General features: G+C 42.7%; 13 protein-coding genes. All 13 read left to right on the top strand.

Features of this window, described 5'->3' with window-relative positions; genetic code table 11:
- The first annotated feature begins 51 nt into the window (after positions 1-51).
- The 13 genes from ACESTD_RS01920 (at position 52) to ACESTD_RS01860 (ending at position 25198) form a co-directional block, all read left to right on the top strand.
- Positions 52-3261 (top strand): TonB-dependent receptor, encoded by a 3210-nt coding sequence (locus tag ACESTD_RS01920; RefSeq protein WP_009037504.1) that lies wholly within the window; start codon positions 52-54, stop codon positions 3259-3261.
- 19 nt (positions 3262-3280) lie between these two features.
- Entirely contained in the window at positions 3281-5116 is a 1836-nt protein-coding gene (locus ACESTD_RS01915; protein WP_034529209.1) for a RagB/SusD family nutrient uptake outer membrane protein, read from the top strand.
- 24 nt (positions 5117-5140) lie between these two features.
- Positions 5141-5554: a DUF4945 domain-containing protein gene (locus ACESTD_RS01910; protein WP_009037502.1), complete on the top strand. Its 414-nt coding sequence runs from the start codon at positions 5141-5143 to the stop codon at positions 5552-5554.
- 143 nt (positions 5555-5697) lie between these two features.
- Positions 5698-7104, top strand: a complete 1407-nt coding sequence (locus tag ACESTD_RS01905; protein ID WP_195288473.1) for a DUF4185 domain-containing protein — start codon at positions 5698-5700, stop codon at positions 7102-7104.
- Between the two features lie 22 nt (positions 7105-7126).
- Positions 7127-9223 carry a hypothetical protein gene (locus ACESTD_RS01900; protein ID WP_195288474.1) on the top strand — a complete coding sequence of 699 codons (2097 nt, stop codon included), beginning with the start codon at positions 7127-7129 and terminating at the stop codon, positions 9221-9223.
- A 27-nt stretch (positions 9224-9250) separates the two neighbouring features.
- Positions 9251-12229 (top strand): GH116 family glycosyl hydrolase, encoded by a 2979-nt coding sequence (locus tag ACESTD_RS01895; protein WP_229079495.1) that lies wholly within the window; start codon positions 9251-9253, stop codon positions 12227-12229.
- 41 nt (positions 12230-12270) lie between these two features.
- On the top strand, positions 12271-14253 hold the full coding sequence (locus ACESTD_RS01890) for a glycoside hydrolase family 97 protein (RefSeq protein ID WP_373158617.1): 1983 nt from the start codon (positions 12271-12273) through the stop codon (positions 14251-14253).
- A gap of 101 nt (positions 14254-14354) precedes the next feature.
- Positions 14355-15803 (top strand): glycoside hydrolase family 125 protein, encoded by a 1449-nt coding sequence (locus ACESTD_RS01885; RefSeq protein ID WP_373158618.1) that lies wholly within the window; start codon positions 14355-14357, stop codon positions 15801-15803.
- A gap of 31 nt (positions 15804-15834) precedes the next feature.
- A complete protein-coding gene (locus ACESTD_RS01880) occupies positions 15835-17028 on the top strand; it encodes a glycoside hydrolase family 172 protein (RefSeq protein ID WP_022400938.1) in 1194 nt (397 codons plus the stop codon).
- Positions 17029-17207: 179 nt separating this feature from the next.
- Positions 17208-20294, top strand: coding sequence for a TonB-dependent receptor (locus ACESTD_RS01875; protein WP_057097370.1), 3087 nt, complete (start codon positions 17208-17210; stop codon positions 20292-20294).
- Between the two features lie 16 nt (positions 20295-20310).
- Entirely contained in the window at positions 20311-22233 is a 1923-nt protein-coding gene (locus tag ACESTD_RS01870) for a RagB/SusD family nutrient uptake outer membrane protein (protein WP_057097373.1), read from the top strand.
- A gap of 20 nt (positions 22234-22253) precedes the next feature.
- Positions 22254-23132 (top strand): Ig-like domain-containing protein, encoded by an 879-nt coding sequence (locus tag ACESTD_RS01865; protein WP_005824774.1) that lies wholly within the window; start codon positions 22254-22256, stop codon positions 23130-23132.
- A 122-nt stretch (positions 23133-23254) separates the two neighbouring features.
- Positions 23255-25198, top strand: a complete 1944-nt coding sequence (locus tag ACESTD_RS01860; protein WP_005824777.1) for a glycoside hydrolase family 172 protein — start codon at positions 23255-23257, stop codon at positions 25196-25198.
- Positions 25199-25207: the final 9 nt, after the last annotated feature.

Raw genomic sequence — 25207 nt, 5'->3', positions numbered from 1 at the left:
CCGATATTTAAAATTACGTTGTTTTTTTATTAACTATTAAATCAAAGTATTATGAGGATTTCTTTTAAAAGGAATGGTTTCATAGCATTGGCATCAATGCTATCATTTGCAGTGTATGCAGGGGATAATTTGCCCCTTGCAACCGCTGCATCGGGGACAAATGGATCTATTCAAGTATCTGAGCATGGCGTAGATACTTCTAATGAGATTCAACAAGCGAGAGTAATACAAGGAACAGTTCTGGAAGAAGGGACTAATGAACCTCTTATTGGGGTAAATGTTGTCGTTAAAGGAACTACTATAGGTACAACTACTGATGTGGAGGGAAAATATTCGATAAGAATACCTTCTGATAATGCTGTGTTAGTCTTTTCTTATATTGGTCAAAAAACAGAAGAATATTCTGTTAAAGGCTTGAAATCTTTGGATGTTATTATGAAAAGTGATGCTACGATGTTGTCTGAAGTCGTTGTATACACTGGTTATATGACTCAGAAAAAAGCTGACTTAACCGGATCGGTTGCATTGGCGGATTCAAAAGACATCAAGAAGACTTCCGCTAACGTTATGAAAGCTATGCAGGGTAAGATGGCCGGTGTGAAAATTAGCAACAATGGCGGTAATCCTGCAGAAGATATAGGCATTCAAATTCGTGGTCTTTCTTCTTTGTCTGGAGCTGTTACTCCATTAATTGTATTGGATGGTATGCCAGCTGAAGGTCTGAATCTACGTGACATAAATTCAGGAGATATTGAATCTATTCAGGTATTGAAAGATGCTGCTTCTGCCTCAATTTATGGTGCACGTGCTTCTGGTGGTGTGATTTTAGTCCAAACTAAAAAAGGTAAAGCTGGTAAGACTACCATTGACTATAATGGTAGTGTTTCTGTAAGTTCTATAATAAATAGACCGGAAATGATGAACGCCACAGAATGGGGTACTGCTGCCTTCCGCGCTGCTGCTTATGATGAGTGGGCTTATGGTTCAGGCCTATTATTACCCAATGGCTTTGAGTATGAGTATCATAGAGGTGATAATGGAATGCTGGTATTGGATAATATGAAAATGAAAGAATATTTGGATAATAATCAATTGGTAAAAGCAACTGATACAAATTGGATGGATGAGATTTTCCGTACAGCAGTTTCTACAAATCATCAGTTGACTATTTCTAATGGTTCGGATAAAGCTAAAAGTTTGTTTTCATTAGGGTATACTAACAACCAAGGTACACAAATTCATTCTTTTTTCAAACAATATTCTGTACGTGCTAACACGGAATATAGTTTGATTAAAGATCGTTTGAAAGTAGGAGAAAATTTAGCTATTTCTTATTTGCAGTATAAAAGTCAATGGGAAACCTTTTTGGCTATGATTATGCCACCTATGGTTCCTGTTTATGATGTAAATGGTAACTGGGCAGGACCTGCAGGACTTGATGATTTTGATAATCCGGTACGTAAAATGACTATGGGTAAAGATAATATCAATAATTATGTGAAAATTATTGGTAATGTTTTTGCAGACCTGAATATTTGGAATGGTATATCTGCTAGAACTCAGTTTGGTATAAATTATGGTAACTCTTATAGTAGAACAGTAGATGGGGCTTATGTAGAGACTGGTTTTAGAGGCAATGATAAAAATTATGTAAGAAATAACCAGTCCCATCCGTTAAATTATGTATGGACTAATACTTTGTCCTATAATAAAAGTTTTGGAAAACACCATATTGATGCTGTATTTGGTAGTGAGTTTACCCGTTATGTACAAGAAGGTTTTTATGCAAGTAGAGAAGGACTTTATTTGGAAGATCGTGATTTTGCCGGTCTTAGTGTTGCTACCGGTGATGAAATTGATGTAAGTAGTTCTGCTGATGAATATACTTATTTCTCTCTTTTTGCTAAGGCCAATTATTCATATGCTGGTAAATATTTGTTGTCTGCAACTGTACGTCGTGATGGTTCTTCTTTGTTTGGTGTCAATAATCGTTATGGTGTATTTCCTGCATTTTCTGCTGGTTGGAGAATTAAGGATGAAGCTTTTATGGAAGATGCGGACTGGTTGTCTGATCTGAAAATTCGTTTCAGTTGGGGTACGAATGGTAGTGTACAAGGATTACCTCGTGGTTACACAACTACTCCATTTACTACTAATTATTTTGATACTGCATATCCTATTAAGGGACAAGCAACCGGCGCTTTGCAGTCTGGCTATAGAAGAACTTGGATTGGTAACCCTGATTTGAAATGGGAAACAACCAAACAAACAGACTTCGGCGTTGACTTTGGATTTTTCAATCAACGTTTGACTGGTTCTTTTGACTATTACTATAAGAAAACAAATGATATCTTGGTCCAGACTCCATATATCGCAGCAATGGGTGAAGGTGGTGAACCTTGGGTTAATGGTGCTAGTATGAATAACCAAGGTGTAGAATTTACAGTATCTTTCAAGAGTGACCCCTCCAGTGAATTCCAGTGGGCTGTTAGTGCCAATATTGGTACATACAAAACTGAATTGACTGACCTTCCTTCCAATGTAATCAATAAGTATGCTGGTGATGGTGTACACGATTTGATTTTAGGACGTTCTCCAAATTCTGCTTATGGTTTGGTAGCTGATGGTATTTTCAAAACTCAAGAGGAAGTTGATGCTCATGCAGACCAGCCAGGTAAAGCAGTTGGACGTATTCGCTACAAGGACTTAGATGGTGATGGTGTAATCAATGAAACATATGATAGAACTTGGATAGGTTGCTATGACCCGGATTTCTTTGGAGGTCTTAATTTTGATTTCGCTTATAAGGGTTTTGATTTGAACTTGTTTTTTGAGGGTATGTTCGGTAATGATGTAAATAGCGACTGGAAGAAAGAGAGTGATATTTGGCTTTTCACCAATCCTGCATGGAAAAATCATGCAACTCGTATGTTGGGCGGTTGGTCACCTGACAATCCGAATTCTGATATTCCGGCTATCTCGAATAATACTGCCAATCAAGAACAAAGATTCTCTTCTTGGTTCATAGAAGATGGTTCATACATTAAGTTGAGAAATATTGAATTGGGTTATACATTTCCGACTAAGCTTATCAAAAAAATGCATATGAGTAATCTGCGTTTGTATGCTGCTGCATATAATGTATTTACTTTGAAGAAGTTTTGGGGAGATGACAAATATACAAGTTTCGATCCAGAAAGACCTTCTTATCATTATCTGACACCATTTACTTTCAATTTCGGTATCAATGTTTCTTTTTAAACTTAATTAATAAATTATTATGAAAAGCAAATATATAACTTTATCAATTGCTCTATGCTCTATATTGGGAGTCAGCAGTTGTGATTCATATTTGGATATCAATCCTAAACAAGTTCTGGACCAAAATATACTTAACAAACCTAGCGATATAGAAGGTTTTGTCACAGCAGCCTATGCCCGTATGTGTGAGATGGGGTCATTGGATTCCTCTCCTTATATGTATTGGTGGAGTGGTTCTATGCGTTCGGATGACTGCTACAAAGGTGGTGGTGGTGTTGCTGATGCTGTAGGTTCTTTTGGTAACATATCACTTTTTACTTATGTAAATCCTAATACCGGTGCATTGGATGGTACTTGGTATAATTCTTATCAAGTTATCCAAAGATGTAATACAGCAATTCAAAGAATGGCAAATTTTACGGAAGAAGAGTTACCTAATAAGAATAGTTTTATGGGTGAGATGCTCTTTATCCGTTCATTTACGTTGTATCGTTTGAAAAAACTTTGGAAATATGTACCCTATATTGATGAGAATGTAGTAGGTATGTCAGATGCTTTTGAAGCAGTACCTAACCGTGAATTGGATAAGGGGAATGATCTTTACTTATGGCAACGTATTCTTGATGATTTTAAAAAGGCCGAGGAATTATTGCCTTTGGATCAGATGGATAAAGGTCGTGTAAGCCGTAATGCTGCTACTGCTATGGTTGCTAGGACAATATTAAATATGGCTTACGAACAGGATGACCGTCATCAGGTGATAAATATCAATAAGGAATTACTTGCAGAAGCTTTGCCTTATATTGATAAAATTATTGATCAAGAAGGTGGTCGTGTAGGTTTGGAATCTGATTTTGGTAATAACTTTTTGGTAGAGTATGATAATGCTACTAAAGAATCCATTTGGGAATTACAATTTGCTCTTGATAATAATTTTCATACAGCAGGTCGATTTAATCGCGCTGAAGGTTTGAATCATCCATGGATGTGGCCCGAAACACAACCTGGTAATTTTGTATTTAAGTGTTGTGACTTTAACCATGCTAGCTATACGTTGACTAATGCGTTTAAGACAGATGAAAACGGTTTACCTCGTTTCGAGGATTATAATGAGGATGATTATGGTCAATATATTAAAAATTCAGATGGTTCTTATAATTTGGATATCGTTAATTCTGGCGCTAAGCCTTACTTTGATAAGTATACATGGGATCCCCGATTTAGCCATACTATCGTAGCTCCTGGACAGCCTTGGAAGTATGATCCTGATTTATTATTCCATTCAACTGCTACTCGTGATCCGATTACTTATAGTTTCTTGAAACCCATCAAAGATATGCCACATCCTGATTGTGGTTGTATTGCTTATGATGGATGGCAATTTAATTCTATGAATAAGAAGATGATTCGTTACGATGACGTGTTGCTGTGGAAAGCTGAGATTTTGATTCAATTGGATAGAGAAATGGAAGCCCTGCCATATATTAACCAGATTCGTACTCGTGCTGCCAATAGTTTGGTTCGTTTGACTCAAGCTGACGGTTCATATACAATGAATTATCATATTGCTACTTATCAGCCGGGTATTAACTGTAATTGGACTAAGGACTTTGCATGGAAAGCCTTAATGTGGGAAAATCGTCTTGAATTTGCTTGCGAAGGTCATCGTTTCTTTGATTTGCAGCGTTGGGGATTGTTGGAAAAGACAATGAACGAATATTTTGCTATTGAAAGAACTCGCTTCGATTGGTTCAATGATGCTCGTTTTACTGCCGGTCGTGATGAGTACTTTCCGATTTCCCAACCACAAATGAATTATTCAAAGGGTAACTATACGCAGAATCCGGGATATTAATGTTTAACTATTAAGAAGAAAATTATGAAAAAGATAGTAACCATTTTTACAATGTTGTTGGTAGTGTTATCACTGTCCAGCTGCTATGACAGAGATGTGCTTGATGACAAGGGCTTGAATTATTTCATGCCTACGCCTGAGAATGTGCAGTATATTCAAGATAATGCTACTACAGTGACATTGACTTGGAGTATTCCTTCAGTAATTCCAGAAGACTTCAGACGTCCTATTTCTGTACAGATTCAAATAGTGGAAAATAATATTTATAGAGATAGAATAACCTTGGTAAATGAGGAAACCTCTCATACTTTCACTATTGATCCTGCTAAGAAGTATCGCTATATCGTTAAATTGGTAGGTACTTTTACTGAGGAAAATCAAGAAACAGGGCGTACATCTACTGTTACTTCTGAGGGTGTAATAGTTAATGTCGAATAGTTTCGAGAAGGATTTTTGTAGTTAATGATAGAGAGTGGGCTTTTACTGGTATTTTTCTGAGTCAGCTCACTCTCTATTTTAATATTTGATATAAGGCGAATGGGTTATCTGGTTACGATAAATTGAAAAATGAATCAATAGACATGAAAAACATATTATTTATAGCATTCTCTTCGTTTATATTTTTATTTGTTTCTTGTACTTCTGAACAAGAAACTGAAACTTATATTCCTATTGATGAAATTATACCTTTGGATACTCATTTGATTCCAAATAAGGATACAAAAATTGTATCAACAACATTGAATTTTAAGGATATTGATGCCATAGATTATTTGCTGGTTAGAAAGAGTGTAGGTGACAGCTATTCAGCTAAGATAAGTCAAAGCGAACTTACGTCTGATTATATTTTCAATTATACCATCCAAAAAACAGATCCACAGAATTTTCGGCTAGTATTGGCTGCCTTTTACAAAGATGGTAATATGTCGAAAGAACTCTCTTTGAATGTGGATAACCGTTGGGGTTTTTTTATTCGTAATGTTACTCGTATAGCTCGTGTTACAGGGAGTATAATAAATGGAGAAAACTTTCCAAGTCCTAATAATACTGCGACAAAATGGAATGTAGGAGGAACAGATCTTGGCATTATTTGGGAGATGCAGCCCGGAAAATATGGAATTTTCTTTGGTGATACTTTTGGGTATGACTTTAAGCCTAATCCAGCTAATCCTGGACCTAACGGAGGGAGTTGGCGTAGTAATGTGCTGGCTTTCTCGGAGGATAATAATTTAGAAGATGGATTGTCATTCAGCAATATGGCTACTGATGATAAAGGGTATGCCCGCGAGATAGTATATGGGGGAAAAGATTCGTCAGGTAATGGTGATTGGACTTCTATCCCAACAGCTGCTATTCGTGCTAATGGAATAGATTATGTGCATTATTTTAATATGAGAAATTGGACGGGATGGATTACAAATTATTCGGGAATATATAAGTCGGCTGATAATGGTTTGACATGGGCTAAATGTAAAGATATAACTTTCTCATCTTATAGTTTTTTTGGTCAGGTAGGGTACTTTAAGAAAGATGGATATGTTTATATGATAGGTACTCAAACGGGGAGGGATAGCAATGCTAAATTAGCACGATTTCATGAAACAGATATTGAGAATAAGACAGCTTATGAATATTGGAATGCTTCTACTAATCAATGGATAAAAGGCAATGAAAATGAGGCAACAGTATTAATAGAAGATAAGGTTGGTGAACTTTCTTTTATATATAATGAAACACATAAGAAATGGATAATTGCTTATTTCAATGCAGATAGATATAATATAACTATGCGTACGGCAGAAGACATAACTGGCCCATGGAGTGAACCCTATGAGCTTGCTAATGGTAGGGAGTATGCCCAATTGTATGGTTCTTACATTCATCCGTTGTCGGTAACTGGTGATAATTTATATTTTACGATGTCAATGTGGATGCCTTATAATGTTTTTTTGATGAAGGCTGAATTGGCTGATATGGGAGAGTTTTAATTATATTGATAAATATAATATCATGAACACACGCACATTTATTATAACTTTTGTTTGGATGATAATGTCCAACATAGGCATCTGTGCTCAAGAGCATTGGGATGTACAAGAGAAAATTGAGTTGAATAAGGATGTTTTTCCGAAAAATTTTAGTAAAGCTATTGATGCTATACAGTATGATTTATTAGGAATTGAGAGAGGAAAAAGCCATGTGAAGATGATAGATAATAACACTTTGTACATAAACCTTTCTTTTTCGCTTAAAAACTCTGTTCAACAAGGTGATTGGCGTATAGCGGTAAAGCCGGATTTTTTACCTTCATTCCATTGGGCGCCACATCTTACTCCTACTGATAGAAATGTCATCGATCAACATGTATTCCGTTCTCCTGCCCTTATTGTAGCAGACGATCATCAAACTCTTATTCTTATTCCCGATTTGGATATTATGCAGAAGGGGACTCCTGTACGATGGTATATGGATATGGACGCATCCTCTAATACACTTATTCTCGGAATGTGTAATAACCATGTATCCGAACACGTTCTGTTTGAGCGTGATCAAGAAACTACTTACCCAAAAGGAGATATTGAAATAGGCTTTTATTTGATGTATTCTGATAGCAAGGAAGTATTGCGGAATCCTTTTAAGAAGCCGTTAGAATTTATGTGGAGTCGATGGGGGCATGCTGCATATGAGAAAGGTAATCCGGTGAAGGAAAACCTAGAAACGTATGTGAAACATACTTATAATTGGGCTTTTAATTCATGGTCAGAAAATGTGTGGCAGCAATTTGAGTTAGATGGGAAAAAAGTGGGTGCTCCCGTATTTATTGTGAATGTTACTCAAAGTCCTAATTATCCGGGAGAGATTAATGAACGTGAATTTCGTTCTATCTGGAATCAGGCATGGTTCAGTTCATTGCGTTCTGCAAGTGGATTATATCGATATGCAAGAAGAACCGGTAATAGGGAGCTTCTTGCAAAAGCAAATTTGACAAAAGAACTGGCTCTGTCATTTCCGCAGAGGAATGGTTTTTTCTATGGACTTATCGGTACGGAAATGCATGAAGTAGAGATTGATGGTAAAAAGTATAATCGGAGCAAGGGGTGGAATACCTATTATTGGGGAAATTCCAACAGAAACCCTTATACCTGGAATCCGAAAGAATCTCCGTATCATATTCTTGATATGAGTTGGACAGCATTGTTGATGCTTCGGTGGTATGATGAATTAGAAAAAGATGCCCGTCTTTTGGCTTATGCAGAAGATTATGCGATGGCTTTACTTGGAATACAGTATGAAAATGGTTTTTTCCCTGGCTGGCTTGACTTAAAGACAATGCAGCCGATGAACCATTTGAATGCTTCTCCTGAAACATCTTTATCAGTTACTTTTTTACTTAAACTGTATGAGCTTACACATAAGGAAGAGTATAAACGGGCAGCATTTAGAGCTATGAATGCAGTTATCCATGAAATTATCCCGGTTGGGAAGTGGGAAGACTTTGAAACCTATTGGTCTTGTTCTCGTTACGGTTCGGATAACTTGGTAGGTAAAAAAGTTTTGCGGAACAATATGCATAAACAGAATAATTTTTCAATGTTCTGGACAGCTGAAGCCTTACTGGAGTGCTATCGTCTTACCTCAAATAAAGAATATCTTGATTATGGACAGCGTACACTTGATGAATTGCTGATGACCCAAGCATCGTGGCAGCCGCCATACATGTATGTAAATGTATTGGGTGGTTTTGGTGTGTTGAATGCCGATGGTGAATGGAATGATTCACGCGAAAGTCTTTTTTCCGAACTCATCATTCAATATGGAAAACTTCTTGGTAAGCCAGAGTATATAGAACGGGGATATGCTGCACTTAAGGCATCTTTTGTAATGATGTATTGTACTGAAAATCCTCAAACCAAACAGCAATGGGAAAAAGTTCATCCGTTCTTTGCTTCAGAGGATTATGGATTCATGATGGAAAATTACGGGCATGGCGGCCGTACAAATCCGGTAGGTGAAGGTATGGGTGAGTTTACAATCTATGATTGGGGAAATGGAGCAGCGGCTGAAGCGTACAACCGCATCCTTGATAAATTTGGAAAAATAGAATAATGATTCGTTAACATTAATAATTCAACTATGGTAAGATCAACTTTAACTTTATTGGCCCTATTTAATGTGGCTATACTGTTTCCGGGTAAAGCAATGTCCCAGAACAGTGAAGGGCGGGAGTTTAACGGTAAGTATCAAAAGGAATATCTGGATAAGATTGCATTTCCTATAGGGGGAATCGGCGCCGGAATGTTCTGTTTGGAGGGAACCGGTGCCATTTCGCATGTGTCTCTCAGACACCATCCTGATGTGATGAATGAGCCGTATACCTTTGCTGCGATTTATGTAAAGGGGGTTGAGAACGGAGCAAAGGTATTGGAAGGGCAGGTTCCGACTTGGAAGTTATTTGGTCCTGCACAGAGTGGTTTAGGTAGGGGAGACAAGACGTACGGTCTTCCACGTTTTGAAGAGGCGGTATTCCAGGCACGTTTCCCTTTTGCAACTGTAGATTTGAAAGACAAGGATATGCCTTTGGCTGCAAAGATTACGGGTTGGAGTCCTTTCATTCCGACGGATGCGGACAATTCCAGTTTGCCGGTTGGAGTACTGGAATATCAATTTACAAATACTTCCGGTAAGGCTATCGAGACGGTATTTTCTTATAATACCAAAAATTTCATTGATGGTCAGGGTACTATTCAAGGAGTAAAGAACGGGTTTGTTTTAGAATCCGATCAGAACAACAGCGGACTGGCCATTTATGTGGACAATGATGCTGCTGTCGTAGACCATTGTTGGTTCCGTGGTGCCTGGTTCGATCCGCAGACTGTGGTTTGGGATAATATTCGCTATGGGCGGATCGCTGATAAGCAACCGGTTAAAGGTGCTGCTCCGGGAGCGTCTGTTTATGTTCCGTTAGCGTTGCAGCCGGGAGAGACGAAAACAGTCAGGGTAAACTTCTGCTGGTATCTGCCCGATTCAAACCTTTCTATCGGTGGTGCCAGAAAGGTAGGACAGGCATTTACGGGAATGCCCTGCAAGGGAACGGCTTCCGGTCAGCAACCTGTGAGCGGCTTTGTCGGCAAGCAGTTGCTGAACTCGTTCGATAAGGGTGGAGATGGACTGACGGGTATTATTCAGTCTCCTGAGTTCAATATTGGGAAAAGATATCTGAAGTTTCTGGTAGGTGGAGGCAGTCAGGCTGACCGTACTTCTGTAAATCTTGTAGTAGACGGAAAGATTGTAGAGACGGCGGTCGGAAATCAGACGGAGACTCTGAGTGAAACCGTATGGGATTTGAAACCTTATCAAGGAAAGAAGGCTTTTGTGAAAGTCATTGATTTGGATGTTTACCCGTGGGGACATATTCTGGCCGACCAGTTTGTGTTGACAGACAATAGGAATGAAGATATTTACAACTTGTCTTCTACATCCACCTTACTTGCCGATTTTGAAAGTAACAGTTGGGGAGACTGGCAGGTTGTGGATTCTTCTGAAGAAGAAAAACAATTCCTGGCAGATGAAGGAGATGTCGAAGCTACCTACAGACCTTGGTACTCGGAGCGCTTCAAGAGTTTGAATGAGGTTATCGGCTATTGGGATGCAAACCAGGCGATGCTGGAAAAGAACAGCCGGCTGTTCAGTGATGCATTCTATAGTTCCTCTTTGCCGGCAGAAGTATTGGAGGCTGTTGCTGCTAATTTAACTATATTGAAATCTCCTACGGTATTACGTCAATGGGATGGAAGATTTTGGGCTTGGGAAGGATGTCAGGATTCTTTTGGCTCTTGTCACGGAAGTTGTACGCATGTGTGGAACTATGCACAGGCTTTGCCCCATTTGTTCCCGTCTTTGGAAAGAACCTTGCGTGAAACGGAATTCAGGGTAAGCCAGAATACGGAAGGACACCAGAATTTTAGAGTCAACTTGCCTATTTCGGCACCGCCTCACAACTTCCATGCTGCTGCCGACGGACAGTTGGGCGGGATTATGAAAGTTTACCGTGAATGGCGTATCAGCGGGGATACACAGTGGATGAAAGACCTTTTCCCGGCAGTGAAAAAGAGTCTTGACTATTGCATCCGTACATGGGACCCCTTGCATAAGGGCTATCTTGAAGAGCCGCACCACAATACTTATGACATCGAGTTCTGGGGACCGGACGGCATGTGTACAAGTTTCTATTTGGGAGCTTTGACTGCGTTTATAGAGATGGGCAAGGAGCTGAAGCAACCCGTTAAGGAATATACGGCCCTGCTGTCAAAAGGCAAGAAATACATGGAAACTGCACTCTTCGATGGAGAATATTTCATACAGAAAATTCAGTGGGAAGGGCTTCAGGCTCCCAATCCGGTTGATGTAATGTCTTTCGGGGGAAGTTATTCCGAAGAGGCCCTGAAATTGCTGAAGGAAGAAGGGCCAAAATACCAATACGGTACCGGTTGTCTGTCCGATGGAATTTTAGGGATGTGGATGGCTTCCGTATGCGGACTGGATGAAGTGCTGGACAATGAAAAGGTCAGGAGCCATCTGGTGGCCGTACACAAATACAATCTGAAACATGACTTGATAGACCATTTCAATCCTCAAAGACCGGTGTATGCTTGTGGTAAGGATGGCGGATTATTGCTTTGCACATGGCCGAAGGGTGGTATGCTGTCACTGCCTTTTGTATACAGCAATGAAGTCTGGACCGGTATCGAATATCAGGTTGCCAGTCATTTGATGATGAAAGGTGAGGTGGAAAAGGGCTTGGATATTGTCCGTGAATGCCGTGAGAGATATGATGGAAGAGTAAGAAACCCATTCAATGAGATAGAGTGCGGGCATTGGTATGCACGTGCCATGGCAAGCTATGGAATGTTGCAGGGGCTTACAGGAGTGCGGTATGATGCTGTTGACAAAACCATGTACATCAATTCTAAGATTGGTGATTTCAAAAGTTTCATCAGTACTGATACCGGTTTCGGAACTATTGAATGGAAAGCAGGAAAGCCTGTGTTGAACGTGGTTTATGGCAACATTGATGTGAAACGCTATAATGTTTCAGGCAAGATTGTGGATTGAGGTCAATTAGGATAGGGATGTACAATCAAAGACAGATTAAGATGACAGAGAAGAAGAAACTTCTTGTTTTGTGTGTTGCACTATTTTGTTTTATAGCTGTTTCTGCACAGCAGAGAATGTCTGTATCGTCTCCTGACGGAAAACTTAGATTTTCTCTGAAAGTAACGCCGGAGAGTGTTTCATATGACATCGACTATAGGAAGCAGTCTCTTATAGCAAATTCTTTGCTTGGTTTCAGCTTTGATAGCGGAGAGTTCGGAAGGAATCTTAAAGCAGGAAAGGTGCAGCGTAAAAAGATTGATGAGACATACAAGCTCATTGTCGGCAAGACAAGTAGTGTACGTAGCCGTTGCAATGAAATGACCGTTCCCATGCAGGAACGGTCAGATTCCGGCCGTCTGATAAACCTGGTTGTAAGGGCATTCGATGACGGGATAGCATTCAGATATGAATTTCCGGAACAGAAAGCATGGGATTCATACGTGATGTATGATGAAAGGACACAGTTCAACTTGCAAGGAAACCCGATGGCGTTGCTCATGTACCTGCCCGGGTATGTGAATACACACGAAGGGGTATACAGTCATGTAAGATATGACAAGGTGGCAAGGAAAAGGCTGATAGAGATGCCGGCGACATTCGAGTTCGACAACGGGGTGGCAGTGGTTATAACTGAAGCGGCCATAAGGGACTATGCGGGAATGTACCTGGTGAAGGAGAAGGGTGGACTGGTGGGAAAGCTCTCGCCAAAACTGGGGCAAGAGAAGATAAAGGTCGAGACAGACAGTTTCCCGCACCGTACCCCGTGGCGCGTAATCTCCGTTGCAGACCGGGTGGGAGGATTGCTGGAGACGAATATACTAACAAGCCTGAACGAGCCCTGCAGGATTGAAGACACTTCATGGATTAAGCCTTGCAGGACCACGTTCACATGGTGGAACGGGAATGTCGTGCCGGACAGCACGTTCTCTCCGGGAAACAACTTCGATACAAACAAGTACTACATCGATTTTGCAGCACGCAATGGCTTGGATGCACATGGAATCTACGGATATGCGGAGACTCCTTGGTACTATGATGACAACTTCAATTTCGGATGGGCGGGACCCAATGCGGACGTTACAAAACCGATACCGTGCCTGAACATGCCGAGAATTGTGGAATATGCAAGGAGCAAGGGGGTTGGCATACATCTGTGGGTACACTGGAGACCGTTGTACGACAAACTCGAAGAAGCCTTTGCGCTCTATGAGGGATGGGGAGTAAAAGGACTCATGGTGGACTTCATGGACCGTAATGACCAAGAGATGATACGCATCCAAGAAGAGATACTGGAATGTGCGGCAAGACACAGGCTCTTCATACAGTTCCATGGGTCGAGCAAGCCTTCCGGACTGGTAAGGACGTATCCGAATGAATTCACACGGGAGGGGACACTCAACTATGAAGTATGCAAATGGGACACGCTGGTGAATGCGGACCATGACATTGCGATACCCTTCACCAGGATGCTGGCGGGAGCGACGGACTATCACCTGGGAGGGTTCAGGGCACTGCCGCGCTCGGAGTTCAAGATACAGTATGTAAATCCTCATGTAATGAGCACGCGCTGCCATATGTTGGCCATGTATGTGGTTTTGGAAAACCATCTTACCTCGTTGTGCGATACGCCAAAGGCTTATGAAGGTCAACCGGGGTTCGAGGTGCTCCGTACCGTGCCGGGAACGTGGGATGAGATAAGAGTTCCGCTGGCAAGGATGAATGAGCATGTCACGGTGGCCCGCAGGAGCGGTTCGGACTGGTGGGTAGGCTCGCTGAACAACGGTACGGAAAGGGATCTGAAATTGGAATTGGACTTCCTTAGTGAGGGGGACTACCAGGCAACGATCTATACCGATGCGGAGGATGTGGACCGGAATCCAAACAATCTGGACAGACAGGTACGGAAAGTTACAAGGAAGGATATCATTGAACTGAATCTGGCAAAGGATGGAGGAGCGCTATTACATATCAGAAGGTTATAAGGGTGATGTTTATCAGTTGAAATTGTATTTCAATCAGTTGTTAGTTTGTTAGGATAAGAAGATTGTTCCAGGATAATATTTTTAGTCAATGGATTTATAACATGAACAGAAGAAATTTTATAAAGAGAGTGGGCCTTTTGGGGGCAGGATATGCGCTGAATAAAAACTTGATGTTTGCGAATTCAGGCGTAGCTTCGACAGCTACCTCTTTTTCGTCGTTTCCAACAGTAAGGAAGCCTATATCGGAAAGGAACTTCAAAAGTCCTGCCATTGAAAAGGCCATTGCTACTTTTAAACAGAAGGTCAAGAATGAAGAACTGGTCTGGCTGTTTGGGAATTGTTTTCCGAATACGTTGGACACAACCGTTTTTTATTCAGAAAAGGATGGCCGACCGGATACATATGTGATTACCGGTGATATTGATGCCATGTGGTTAAGGGATAGTTCTGCCCAAGTATATCCGTATTTGGATTTCATGTCTGAAGATAAGAACCTGCAAAGACTGATAATTGGCGTTATCAATAAGCAGACCTCCTTTATATTGAAGGATCCGTATGCCAATGCCTTTTATGATGATGATACGAAGTATACAAGATGGAACAGCGACCATACGGAGATGAAACCGGGTATTCATGAGCGTAAATACGAGTTGGATTCGCTTTGCTATCCCATTCGCCTGGCATATGGATACTGGAAAAAGACAAATGATGCTTCTCCTTTCGATGCGCAATGGAAGAAGGCGATAGAAACCGTTTTAAGAGTCTGCAAGGAACAGCAGAGAAAAGATGGTAACGGGCCTTATAGCTTTCGCAGAACTTCGGAATGGGCTATAGATGCTGTTCCTATGGGTGGAGTGGGCTATAAAGTAAATCCGGTCGGATTGATTTGTTCTACTTTCAGGCCTAGTGATGATGCCACTATCTTTCCTTTTCTCGTCCCGTCCAATTTCTTTGCGGTGGCCAGTTTGAGGCAGGCTTCCGAAATGGTTCAAAAGATAACCAAAGACAATGTACTGGCTGATGAACTGTTGGCGTTGAGTAAAGAAGTTTATAATGCTTTGCAGACTTATGCCGTGGTGAATCATCCGAAGTTCGGTAAAATCTATGCTTTTGAAATAGATGGCTTTGGATCGGCTTATCTTAGTGATGATGCCAACGTCCCTAATCTGCTGGCGTTACCCTATCTGGGTGGTGTTGATAGTGATGATGCAATTTATGCCAATACCAGAAGATTCGTGTGGTCGGAATACAATCCTTATTTCTTTAAAGGTTCTTATTTTGAAGGGATAGGAGGACATCATATTGGTACGGACATGATATGGCCGATGAGCCTGATAATGAAAGCCCTGACTGCTCAAGACGATAAAGAGTTACAGCAATGTATCCAGATGCTCCAGAAAACGCATGCCGGTACCGGGTTCATGCACGAGTCATTCCACAAGGATGACCCCAAGAAATTCACAAGGAGCTGGTTTGCATGGGCCAATACATTGTTTGGAGAATTGCTGTGGAAAACATTCAATGAGAAACCATATTTATTGGAATATTAATCATCTAATTAATCAATGTAAACAAAAATTTATGAGAAGAATTACAAAATTCAGTTTGTTACTCTCCCTTGTTCTGGGATTGTACTTTCCTACTGTTTTTGCACAGTCGAACATGACGAACGAAATGTTTGACTTGGCAAAGTTGAAGTCGGGTGTAAAAAACAAAAGAATCTCCAGTACAGATCCTACCGGAGGTAACAGAGATCACTTGGAGCCCTTCAAACCAGGTGAGAAACGCATCATTGCAGACATCAAGGGAACGGGAGTCATCAACCACATTTGGGTGACGATTGCGCCTCCACCTCCCACTTTGAGCAGAAACGACATTATCATTCGCATGTATTGGGACGGCAACGATTATCCTTCGGTAGAGTCTCCCATCGGCCCTTTCTTCGGACAAGGCTGGGATGAGAGATACAACTACGCATCCTTGCCTCTTTCGGCCGGTCCTGAAAACGGTACCGGTCTGTCGTGCTATTTCGCTATGCCTTTCGAGAAGGGCGCACGCATTGAAATTGAGAACCAGAGCGACCGCAACATAGATGCTTTCTACTTCTACGTGGATTATCTGGAGATGGCGAAGCTTCCCAAGGACATGGGCCGCTTTCATGCCTGGTATAACCACAACCTGACTGAAGCACTTCCCGAAGGCGAGACGGAGTGGGGAGTTACCGGTGCCCAGAAGCCGAACACCACCGGCGAACGCAACTATGTGTTCATGGAAACCCAAGGCAAGGGACACTTTGTAGGTATCAATTACTATGTGCATTGTCCCACTCCCATGTGGTATGGCGAAGGTGACGACATGTGGTTCATTGATGGAGAAAAGGTTCCCTCGCTGATAGGTACAGGTACGGAAGACTTCTTCAATACGGCCTGGTGTCCTAAAGAAGCCTTCTCGCATCCTTACTTCGGTTATCCCCGTGTGAACAATGATATAGGCTGGCTGGGTCGTACCCACGTTTACCGATTCTTCATTGAAGATCCCATTTTCTTTGAAAAGAGCCTGAAGGGAACCATCGAACATGGCTCCAACAACAACTTGACGTTGGATTTGTCTACCGTGGCTTATTGGTACCAAGATTCGGCTGTGGCTCTTCCCGAAGCTCCTACAAAGGCACAGCGTGCTCCGAAACCTTTCATCAACCATGTTGATATACATCGTTGGCGGGATGCCTGGCGTAAGTCCAAGGGTAACAAAGCCACTCTGTGGGGCAACGAGTAAACTTTTGTAACGCTCTTTTTTTATACGTTCATAGGCTGATATTTATATCCGGGGTTTTGCCATTATATTGGCAAAACTGTGTCTCTATATTGGCAAAACTGTGCCACTATATTGGCACGACTATGGAAAAATAGTTCTACGGAGCAGCAAATTCAATAAATCATTAATAAAGGTACGAAATGAAGAATATTCCCAAAAAGCAATTTGCGGGCTGGATGCTGATGCTACTGTTGTGCATCAGTATCTCGGCATTTGCCCAGTCGCCTAAGAAGGTGACCGGACGTGTGATGGATGCACAAGGTGAGTTACTCATCGGTGTGAATGTGACGGAGGCGGCAGACCCTTCTAATGGTGTGGTGACGGACATCAACGGTACGTATACGATTACGTTGAAAGGTAATAAGCCGTCATTAAAATTCTCTTATATTGGCTTTAAGGATAAAGTGGTAGCGGTAGGCTCCAAAGGAGTGCTTGATGTAGCTTTGGAAGAAGATGTGGCAGCCCTTGACGAAGTGGTGGTAGTGGGCTTCGGAACGCAGAAGAAAGCTTCTGTGGTCGGCTCCATTACCAATATAGAGCCGGCCAAACTTGCCGCGGCTCCCAGCCGTTCGCTTAGTAACAACTTGGCGGGTATGGTTCCCGGTGTGATTGCGGTTCAGCGTAGCGGTGACCCTTGGTTCAATAACTCCGACTTCTGGATTCGTGGTATCAGTAGCTTTACTGGCAATACCAATCCGCTGGTATTGGTGGACGGCGTCGAGCGTTCGCTCCACGACATCGACCCTGAAGAAATCGCCTCCTTTTCCGTGTTGAAGGATGCTGCCGCCAGTGCCGTCTACGGTGTGCGCGGTGCCAATGGTGTAGTGATGATTGAGACCAAGCGCGGCAAGATTGGAAAGCCGCAGGTGAACGTCCGCTTCGAACACTCCTTTACGCAACCCATCAAGATACCCGACTACATCGGCAGTGTGAAGTATCTGGAACTGATTAACGAAATGTATGCCGAGCAGGGTAGAAACCCGTTTGTAAGCGAAGCCACCCTGCTGAACTACAAGAACCAGACCGACCCGGAACTCTATCCCGATGTGAATTGGTGGGATGTTATCTCCAAAGACCATGCAGACAACACAAAGGCGAACGTTAGTGTCAACGGTGGTACGGACATTCTTCGTTATGCGTTGGTGGCAGGATATTACAATGAGAACGGTATCATTGAACGCGACAAAAACCAGGAGTGGGACTCTTCCCTGAAGGTGAGCCGATATACGGTGCGTTCCAATGTAGATGTGAATGTGACTCCCACCACTTTGTTCCGCGCCAATGTGGGCGTATTCCTGCAAACTCGTAACGCTCCTCCGGGAGACACGGAAACCAACCAGGGCATTTTCTATCAAGCCATGCGTGTACCTCCCTACGTGCATCCGGCTATCTATGCCGATGGGCGCATTCCACGTGTGATGTACAAGGAGAACCCTTGGGCGTGGGCCACGCAGCGTGGATACGAAAAACTAAATCATAATAAGATTGAATCCTTAGTATCGTTGGAACAAGATTTGAAGTTCGTTACACCGGGATTGAAGTTCAAAGGAACCTTCTCTTTCGACAAGTTCTCGGCAACTTCCGTAACACGTTCCAAGAACCCCTATTACTACAATCCCGCCACCGCACGCGATGCAGAGGGCAACATCATCACTGATGTGCAGACCACCGGACAAGAGTTCCTGGGCTATGCAAAAGGAGCTGAATGGGGCGACCAGTCCATCTATCTGGAAGGAATGTTCTCGTACAACCGCATTTTCGGCAAAGTGCACGATGTGAACGCCATGTTCCTCTACAACCAGAAGGAGTATGACAATGGTGATGCGCTTCCCTATCGTACCCAAGGCATAGCCGGAAGATTCTCTTATACTTACGACAGCCGCTATGTTGCCGAGCTGAACTTCGGTTACAACGGCTCCGAGAACTTTGCCAAAGGCAAGCGCTTCGGCTTCTTCCCCGCCGTGGCGTTGGGATGGATTGTATCTTCCGAGAAATTCATGGAGCCGGTTTCCGATGTCATCTCCAACTTGAAGCTGAGAGCTACTTGGGGTAAGGCCGGTAACAGTAACATTGGTGGTAACAGACGTTTCGCCTATATTTCTACCATTGTCAATACCGGTTCGTACAGATGGGGTACAGATGCGGAAATCTATCGCCTTGGACGTTCGGAAGGCGAAATCGGTGTGAACAACTTGACATGGGAAACCGTGACCAAGATGAATGCCGGTATCGACTTAGGTCTATGGAATGGTAGCGTGAACCTCGTAGTGGATGTGTTCAAGGAAAAGCGCGATGACATCTTCATGCAGCGTAAGAATGTGCCTGGTTCTGCCGGATTCAACCGCCCTGTTTGGGCCAATTATGGCAAGGTCGATAATCAGGGATTTGATGTGTCTTTGAATGTCAACCACAAGTTCAATAGCGATTGGGCCATTTCCGCTATGGCAAACTATACCTACGCACACAATAAGGTTGTGGAAATAGACGAACCTGCCGCCATCTTGGGTACATACCGTTCGCAAACCGGTAAGCCTATAGGGCAATTGTTTGGCTTGATAGCGGAAAGGCTCTTTACGGAAGATGATTTCGATGAAAACGGTATGCTTAAGGAAGGAATTCCGGCACAGAAGTTCAGTGATATGAGTAACCTACGTCCCGGTGACATTAAATACAAAGATTTGAACGGGGATGGTGAAGTGACCGCAGTAGATAAAACAGCCATTGGTGGTACACGTATTCCCGAGATTGTCTATGGTTTTGGAGCTACAGTAAGCTATAAGTCGTTCGATTTGGGAGTATTCTTCCAAGGAACAGGTAAAACCTACCAACTCTTGGGCGGAGAGACCTGGTTGCCGGGTTCTTCCTTAGGTGCTGGTAACATCTATTCGAACATTGACGACCGTTGGACACCTGAAAATCCGAGGCAAGATGTATTCTGGCCCCGTATGGGAGACAAGGCTGTGGCAAACAATGAACAAGCTTCCACATGGTGGTTGCGTGACATGAGTTTCCTGCGCTTGAAGAATCTGGAACTTGGATATACCCTTCCGCAACGTTGGACTACCAAAATTGGCATCCGCGGCTGCCGTTTGTTTGCAAGAGGAACCAATCTGCTGACGTTCTCCAACTTCAAGCTTTGGGACCCCGAACTGGAAACTACCGATGGATTGAGATACCCACAGATGAAATCTGTATCAGTGGGTTTTAGCATCAATTTCAACAATTAATTAAGATACGAAGAAAATGAAAAAATATAAATCTATAGCAAAAGCTGTCTTATTGTCGTGCACCCTGGCATTGACAACGAGTTGCAACGATTTCTTGGACAAGGCTCCCGACGACCAGCTTACCATGGAGATGATTTTCACGGACAAGATAAGGACTGAGGACTGGTTGGCAGGTGTTTATTCATCCATTCCCAGCCCCATGTGGGGGTATTTCAAGGCACAAGGTTATAACATTATGGGCGATGATATCACTATTCCCCAAGATTGGTCGCCGTATGGATGGAGCAATGTGTATGCCTACACCACCGGAAACTGGAGTCCTATCTCAACATGGGACCCCTATTATTGGGTAGAATTACACAAGCGCATACGTTCCGGCCTTATCTTCTTGCAAGAGGCAAAAGTACTTCCGGAAAAAGACCTGAAGGAATCTTATGTCAACCAGATGAAGTACGAAGTCCGTTTCCTGATAGCCTACTATTACTCTTTGATGATTGAGTTGTATGGTGCCATACCGTTTACTCCCGGTGTGCTTGTTTCCGTCGATGCGCCCGAATCGGAGATGATGACTCCCCAAAGACCCTATGCCGAAGTGGTAGATTGGATTGACAAAGAGCTGCTGGAAGTGTCAGAGCATTTGCCCGCTGTCTATCCCAATAATACCGATTGGGGCAGGGCTACCTCTATCATGGCTTTGGCAATACGTGCCAAAACACTGTTATTTGCCGCAAGTCCATTGTTCAACGGCAATCCGGATCTCAAGGACTGGAAGAATTCGGAAGGAGAATTCCTCTTTGATGCCGAAGCCAAGCCGGAAAGATGGGAAAAGGCTGCCAAAGCTCATCTCGACTTGATAAAGGCAGCCGAAGCGGCCGGACATAAGCTGTACTATGAGTATAATGTGGATGGAAGTATCGACCCCTTCATGTCTTACTACAACATGTCGTTGAAACGCTTCTCAGAAGGCAACAAGGAGATTCTTTTCGGACGCCCCGAAAATGTGGACCTGAACTACTGGCAGGCTCATCATCTGCCGAAAGGTATCGGTGGAAATGCCGCTATGGGTGTTACTCAGGAACTGGTGGACGCTTTTTATATGAAGAACGGTGAAATGCCTATATTGGGATATAACGAGGATGGTTCGCCCATTATCAACCCGGAATCGGGGTATGTGGAAAACGGATTCTCTACCAATACAGAGTATAGAACCACGAAGTGGCCGGGCGGTGGACCTTCGAACCTTGCCAATAAAGAAACCGGTGTAAGCCCGGTAACAGAAGAAGGTACCTACAACATGTATTGCAACCGGGAGCCTCGCTTCTATGTTTCCGTCATCTATAATGGCGCATGGCTGGGAGTTGATAACCGTCGTGTGAACTTCCTTCAAGGAGGCCGTGATACGGATATGACTTTCGACTCTCCGCAGAACGGTTATAATGTCCGTAAGCGAATCTCTTTGGATGTACTTCCCAGAGATGGAAAGTATGTATATCAGCCGGGTATCTTATACAGAATGGCTGAAGCGTATTTGGGCTATGCGGAAGCATTGAACGAGTCTTCGCCAGCTCCCACTCCCGATGTATATAAGTATGTGAACTTGATTCGTGAACGTGCCGGAATTCCCGCTTTGAAGGAAGGGCTGAGTAAGGAAGAAATGCGTGCCGCCATTCAGCAAGAACGTCGGGTAGAGTTCAATTGTGAAGGTATCCGTTTCCATGACCTCCGTCGTTGGAAGATTGCCGACAAATACCTGGGCGGCAAGCTTTATGGTATGAATCATGACGGTTCTGAGAAGAGCGATGATGTGAACAATCCGAAGGCTTTTTATAAGAGAACTTACTACAAGAGCCGTACCTTCAACAAAAGAATGTATTTATGGCCCGTTCCGCAGGCTCAGATGGACATCAACCCCAATTTGAGACAAGCTCCCGGATATTAATAAATAATTAGAGAACAAGTATGAAATCAATAAAATTCATTTTTAGTGCGATGACATTGGCATTTGCTGCATTGACATCCTGTTCGGATGATAACAGTGTGGACTTGTCCAATCGTAAGTTTGTACGTATTGACCAATCATCGGTTTATTTGGAGATTGACGAAACTGCCACAGTTACCGCTTCTGTTGATGACCTGGCAGGCGATTCCTATCAGTTGAAGTGGAGTGTCCTCAACTCCGATGTGGCTACCATTGAAGGTGTGGAAAATAATGCAGCTGTAATTACACCTGTTGCTGTTGGAAAAACGGTCATCAAGGTAGAAACGGCTGATGGCAAGTTGTGCTACTTTAGCGACTTGACTGTTACCAAGACTCCTAAGACGTGTTACATTGACTTTGGTGTCATTGATTCTCCGGCTCCGTTTAACAACTATAGGAATCCCAGAGACCCCGGATTGGTAAATATGCTCGACCATAGAGGTCGTCCTACTACTTTCGGCATCGAGGTGGACAAACCGTTTTCCGGAGAATTGGCTCGCGGTTTGAATAATAATTTGGGTCTTCCAAAAACAGCTTCTGAGGATATGTTTTTCAGCGACGGTATTGCTATTCCGCTCAGTGGATTTAAGGTGACAGGTCTCTCTCAAGGAACAAAATATACGTTCAGTTTCTATGGTCACATCAATGACCGTGGAACTGAAACCGAGTTCCATGTAATCGGAAAGAACGATGGCGTTGCTTATTTGGTTAATGACGATAATTTCGATAGAACGGTAGAGATTAAGGGTATTGAGCCTAATGACGAAGGTGTTGTTTATATCGAAATGAAACCGGGCCCGAACAATGTACAATGGGCCAAATTCTTTGGCGTAAATACCATGGTACTTTCAGAAGAGTAGAATTGATGTGGTTTTATAGACCATAATCCTTTCTATTGAAATAATACTGTCAGTGAGGAGAGATACCGTTTAAACAGGCATTCTCTCCTTGCCTTTTTAAAAAACATATAGTAAAATAGTTTATGAAAATTAATTTGAAAGAAGTTTCTGTTTTCTTGTCTGCCATTCTATTGGCAGGCTCGTATGCCGTGGCTCAGAATCCATACAGATGGACGGATGAGCTGGAGTTATTGAAAAGAGTGGATAAATTGCCGGAGTATCGCACTGGCTCTTATGTGGAGCAGTTCTCGAGTTACGACCGTACCGGAGGCAATGATGATGGTTTTGCGGGTACTTATTCTTTCCTTCGTAAGGAAGGTGATAAGTTGGTGATTGCTGAGATGGAAGGCCCCGGAGTCATCAACCGAATCTGGACTCCTACACCGACGGACAATATGCTCTATTTCTATTTTGATGGACAGAAAGAGCCCGGTCTGAAAATAAAGTTCTCGGATTTGTTTTCCGGTAAGGTTTATCCGTTTACAAAGCCCGTTTGTGGTAATGAAATTGGTGGTTTTTATTGTTATCTGCCCATTACGTACAAAAAGTCCTGCAAAATTGTTTTCGATGGACCTAAATTGGAATTCATTCAGATACAATACCGTAACTTGCCGGAAAAGAAGGTGGAAACCTATACCGGTGAATTCTCACAGCAGGATAAGGATTTGTTGGCTGAGGTGAATAGAATATGGGCTGACTTGTCTCCTGCTGTAACGAATTATACCTTTGGAAAATCAGCTGGTGTACAGACGGAAGAAAAGGTATTTACACTGAGTCCGGGAGAAGAAGTTTCTTTCTTTGAGATGGCAGAACCGGGACGTATTGTAGGTATGTCGATTGATGGCGGAACATCTTTCGAAGGTTTATACAAAGATGTGATTCTTTCAGCTAAATGGGATAATGAGAAGGTGGAGGCTATTTATGCCCCCGTTGCTGATTTTTTTGGATATGCCTATGGAAAAGGAGCAATGCGGAGTATCTTAATGGGTAAGCAAGGTACTTCCAACTACTGCTATCTGCCAATGCCTTTTGACAAGTCAGCTTCTATGAAGATGATTTATAAAAAGAGAGAAGGTATTCAGCAATCTCCTATTTCTGTAAACGTTAAAGTGTACTATAACAGTAATAAGCGTAATGTGAAGGAAGAGGGTAAGTTCTATTCTGTATGGCGTAGAGAGAAAACTCCTCTCGGCATTTTCCATAAGTTTGCTGCACAAAAAGGAAAAGGACATTATGTAGGAACCATCCATCAGGCACAAGGCCTGCGTCCGGGAATGACCTTGTTCTTCGAAGGGGACGACAGCACTTACGTAGATAATAAAATGCGTCTGCACGGCACCGGTTCCGAAGACTATTACAACGGTGGCTGGTATGCTTTATTGGATCGTTGGGACAGAGGAAACAGCCTCCCCCTCCATGGTTGCCTGGATTATTCGCTTCCGATGGCCAGAACCGGTGGATACCGTTTCTTCTTGGCCGACAAAATGTCCTATGAGAAGGAAATCTATCATGGAATGGAACATGGTGAAGTAAAAAATAATTTTCCGGTAGATTATACATCTGTTGGATTCTTCTATGCAGCCCAGCCATTGCAAGGCAGAGAAGAGCCTACTGCTGAATTACGCACTGTATATCAGCCGACAGAACATATCTATTTCCCTCAACTGATGCAGCTGAGTCTTGGTGGAGGTGTCCAGGTAACAAATGAGCGTGGAATCCGTATGACCACCCAGCATGGAGGAGTAGTGCGCATCATGCTGAACGATGTGCCCGAAGGAAAATATAAAGTGCTGATAAACTATTTTGAGAAACCGAATGGTGCCGACTTCCAGGTTTGGCAACGCCAGAAGCAACTGTCCGGATGGATCTCTACTAAGAAGGACAAAGAAGTGTCTAAAGACAGAGTACATGTAGGAGACATCAATTTGACGGAACAAACCAATTCAGTCACTTTCCATGTGAGAAATAATAACGGTGGGGACCAGTTTGAACTGGGACTGATTATCCTGGAAAGAATAAAGGAATAGATGTGGGAA

Origin of the sequence: Bacteroides sp. AR20 (assembly GCF_964250605.1) — a bacterium.
In the GTDB taxonomy this organism is placed as follows: domain Bacteria; phylum Bacteroidota; class Bacteroidia; order Bacteroidales; family Bacteroidaceae; genus Bacteroides; species Bacteroides uniformis.
The sequence above is the reverse complement of the archived record's forward strand: the minus strand, read 5'-3'. Positions and strand labels throughout refer to the sequence as shown.

Coding starts and splice junctions, on each gene's coding strand:
- ACESTD_RS01920 (WP_009037504.1), top strand. CDS start 52: ATGAGGATTTCTTTTAAAAGGAATGGTTTCATAGCATTGGCATCAATG.
- ACESTD_RS01915 (WP_034529209.1), top strand. CDS start 3,281: ATGAAAAGCAAATATATAACTTTATCAATTGCTCTATGCTCTATATTG.
- ACESTD_RS01910 (WP_009037502.1), top strand. CDS start 5,141: ATGAAAAAGATAGTAACCATTTTTACAATGTTGTTGGTAGTGTTATCA.
- ACESTD_RS01905 (WP_195288473.1), top strand. CDS start 5,698: ATGAAAAACATATTATTTATAGCATTCTCTTCGTTTATATTTTTATTT.
- ACESTD_RS01900 (WP_195288474.1), top strand. CDS start 7,127: ATGAACACACGCACATTTATTATAACTTTTGTTTGGATGATAATGTCC.
- ACESTD_RS01895 (WP_229079495.1), top strand. CDS start 9,251: ATGGTAAGATCAACTTTAACTTTATTGGCCCTATTTAATGTGGCTATA.
- ACESTD_RS01890 (WP_373158617.1), top strand. CDS start 12,271: ATGACAGAGAAGAAGAAACTTCTTGTTTTGTGTGTTGCACTATTTTGT.
- ACESTD_RS01885 (WP_373158618.1), top strand. CDS start 14,355: ATGAACAGAAGAAATTTTATAAAGAGAGTGGGCCTTTTGGGGGCAGGA.
- ACESTD_RS01880 (WP_022400938.1), top strand. CDS start 15,835: ATGAGAAGAATTACAAAATTCAGTTTGTTACTCTCCCTTGTTCTGGGA.
- ACESTD_RS01875 (WP_057097370.1), top strand. CDS start 17,208: ATGAAGAATATTCCCAAAAAGCAATTTGCGGGCTGGATGCTGATGCTA.
- ACESTD_RS01870 (WP_057097373.1), top strand. CDS start 20,311: ATGAAAAAATATAAATCTATAGCAAAAGCTGTCTTATTGTCGTGCACC.
- ACESTD_RS01865 (WP_005824774.1), top strand. CDS start 22,254: ATGAAATCAATAAAATTCATTTTTAGTGCGATGACATTGGCATTTGCT.
- ACESTD_RS01860 (WP_005824777.1), top strand. CDS start 23,255: ATGAAAATTAATTTGAAAGAAGTTTCTGTTTTCTTGTCTGCCATTCTA.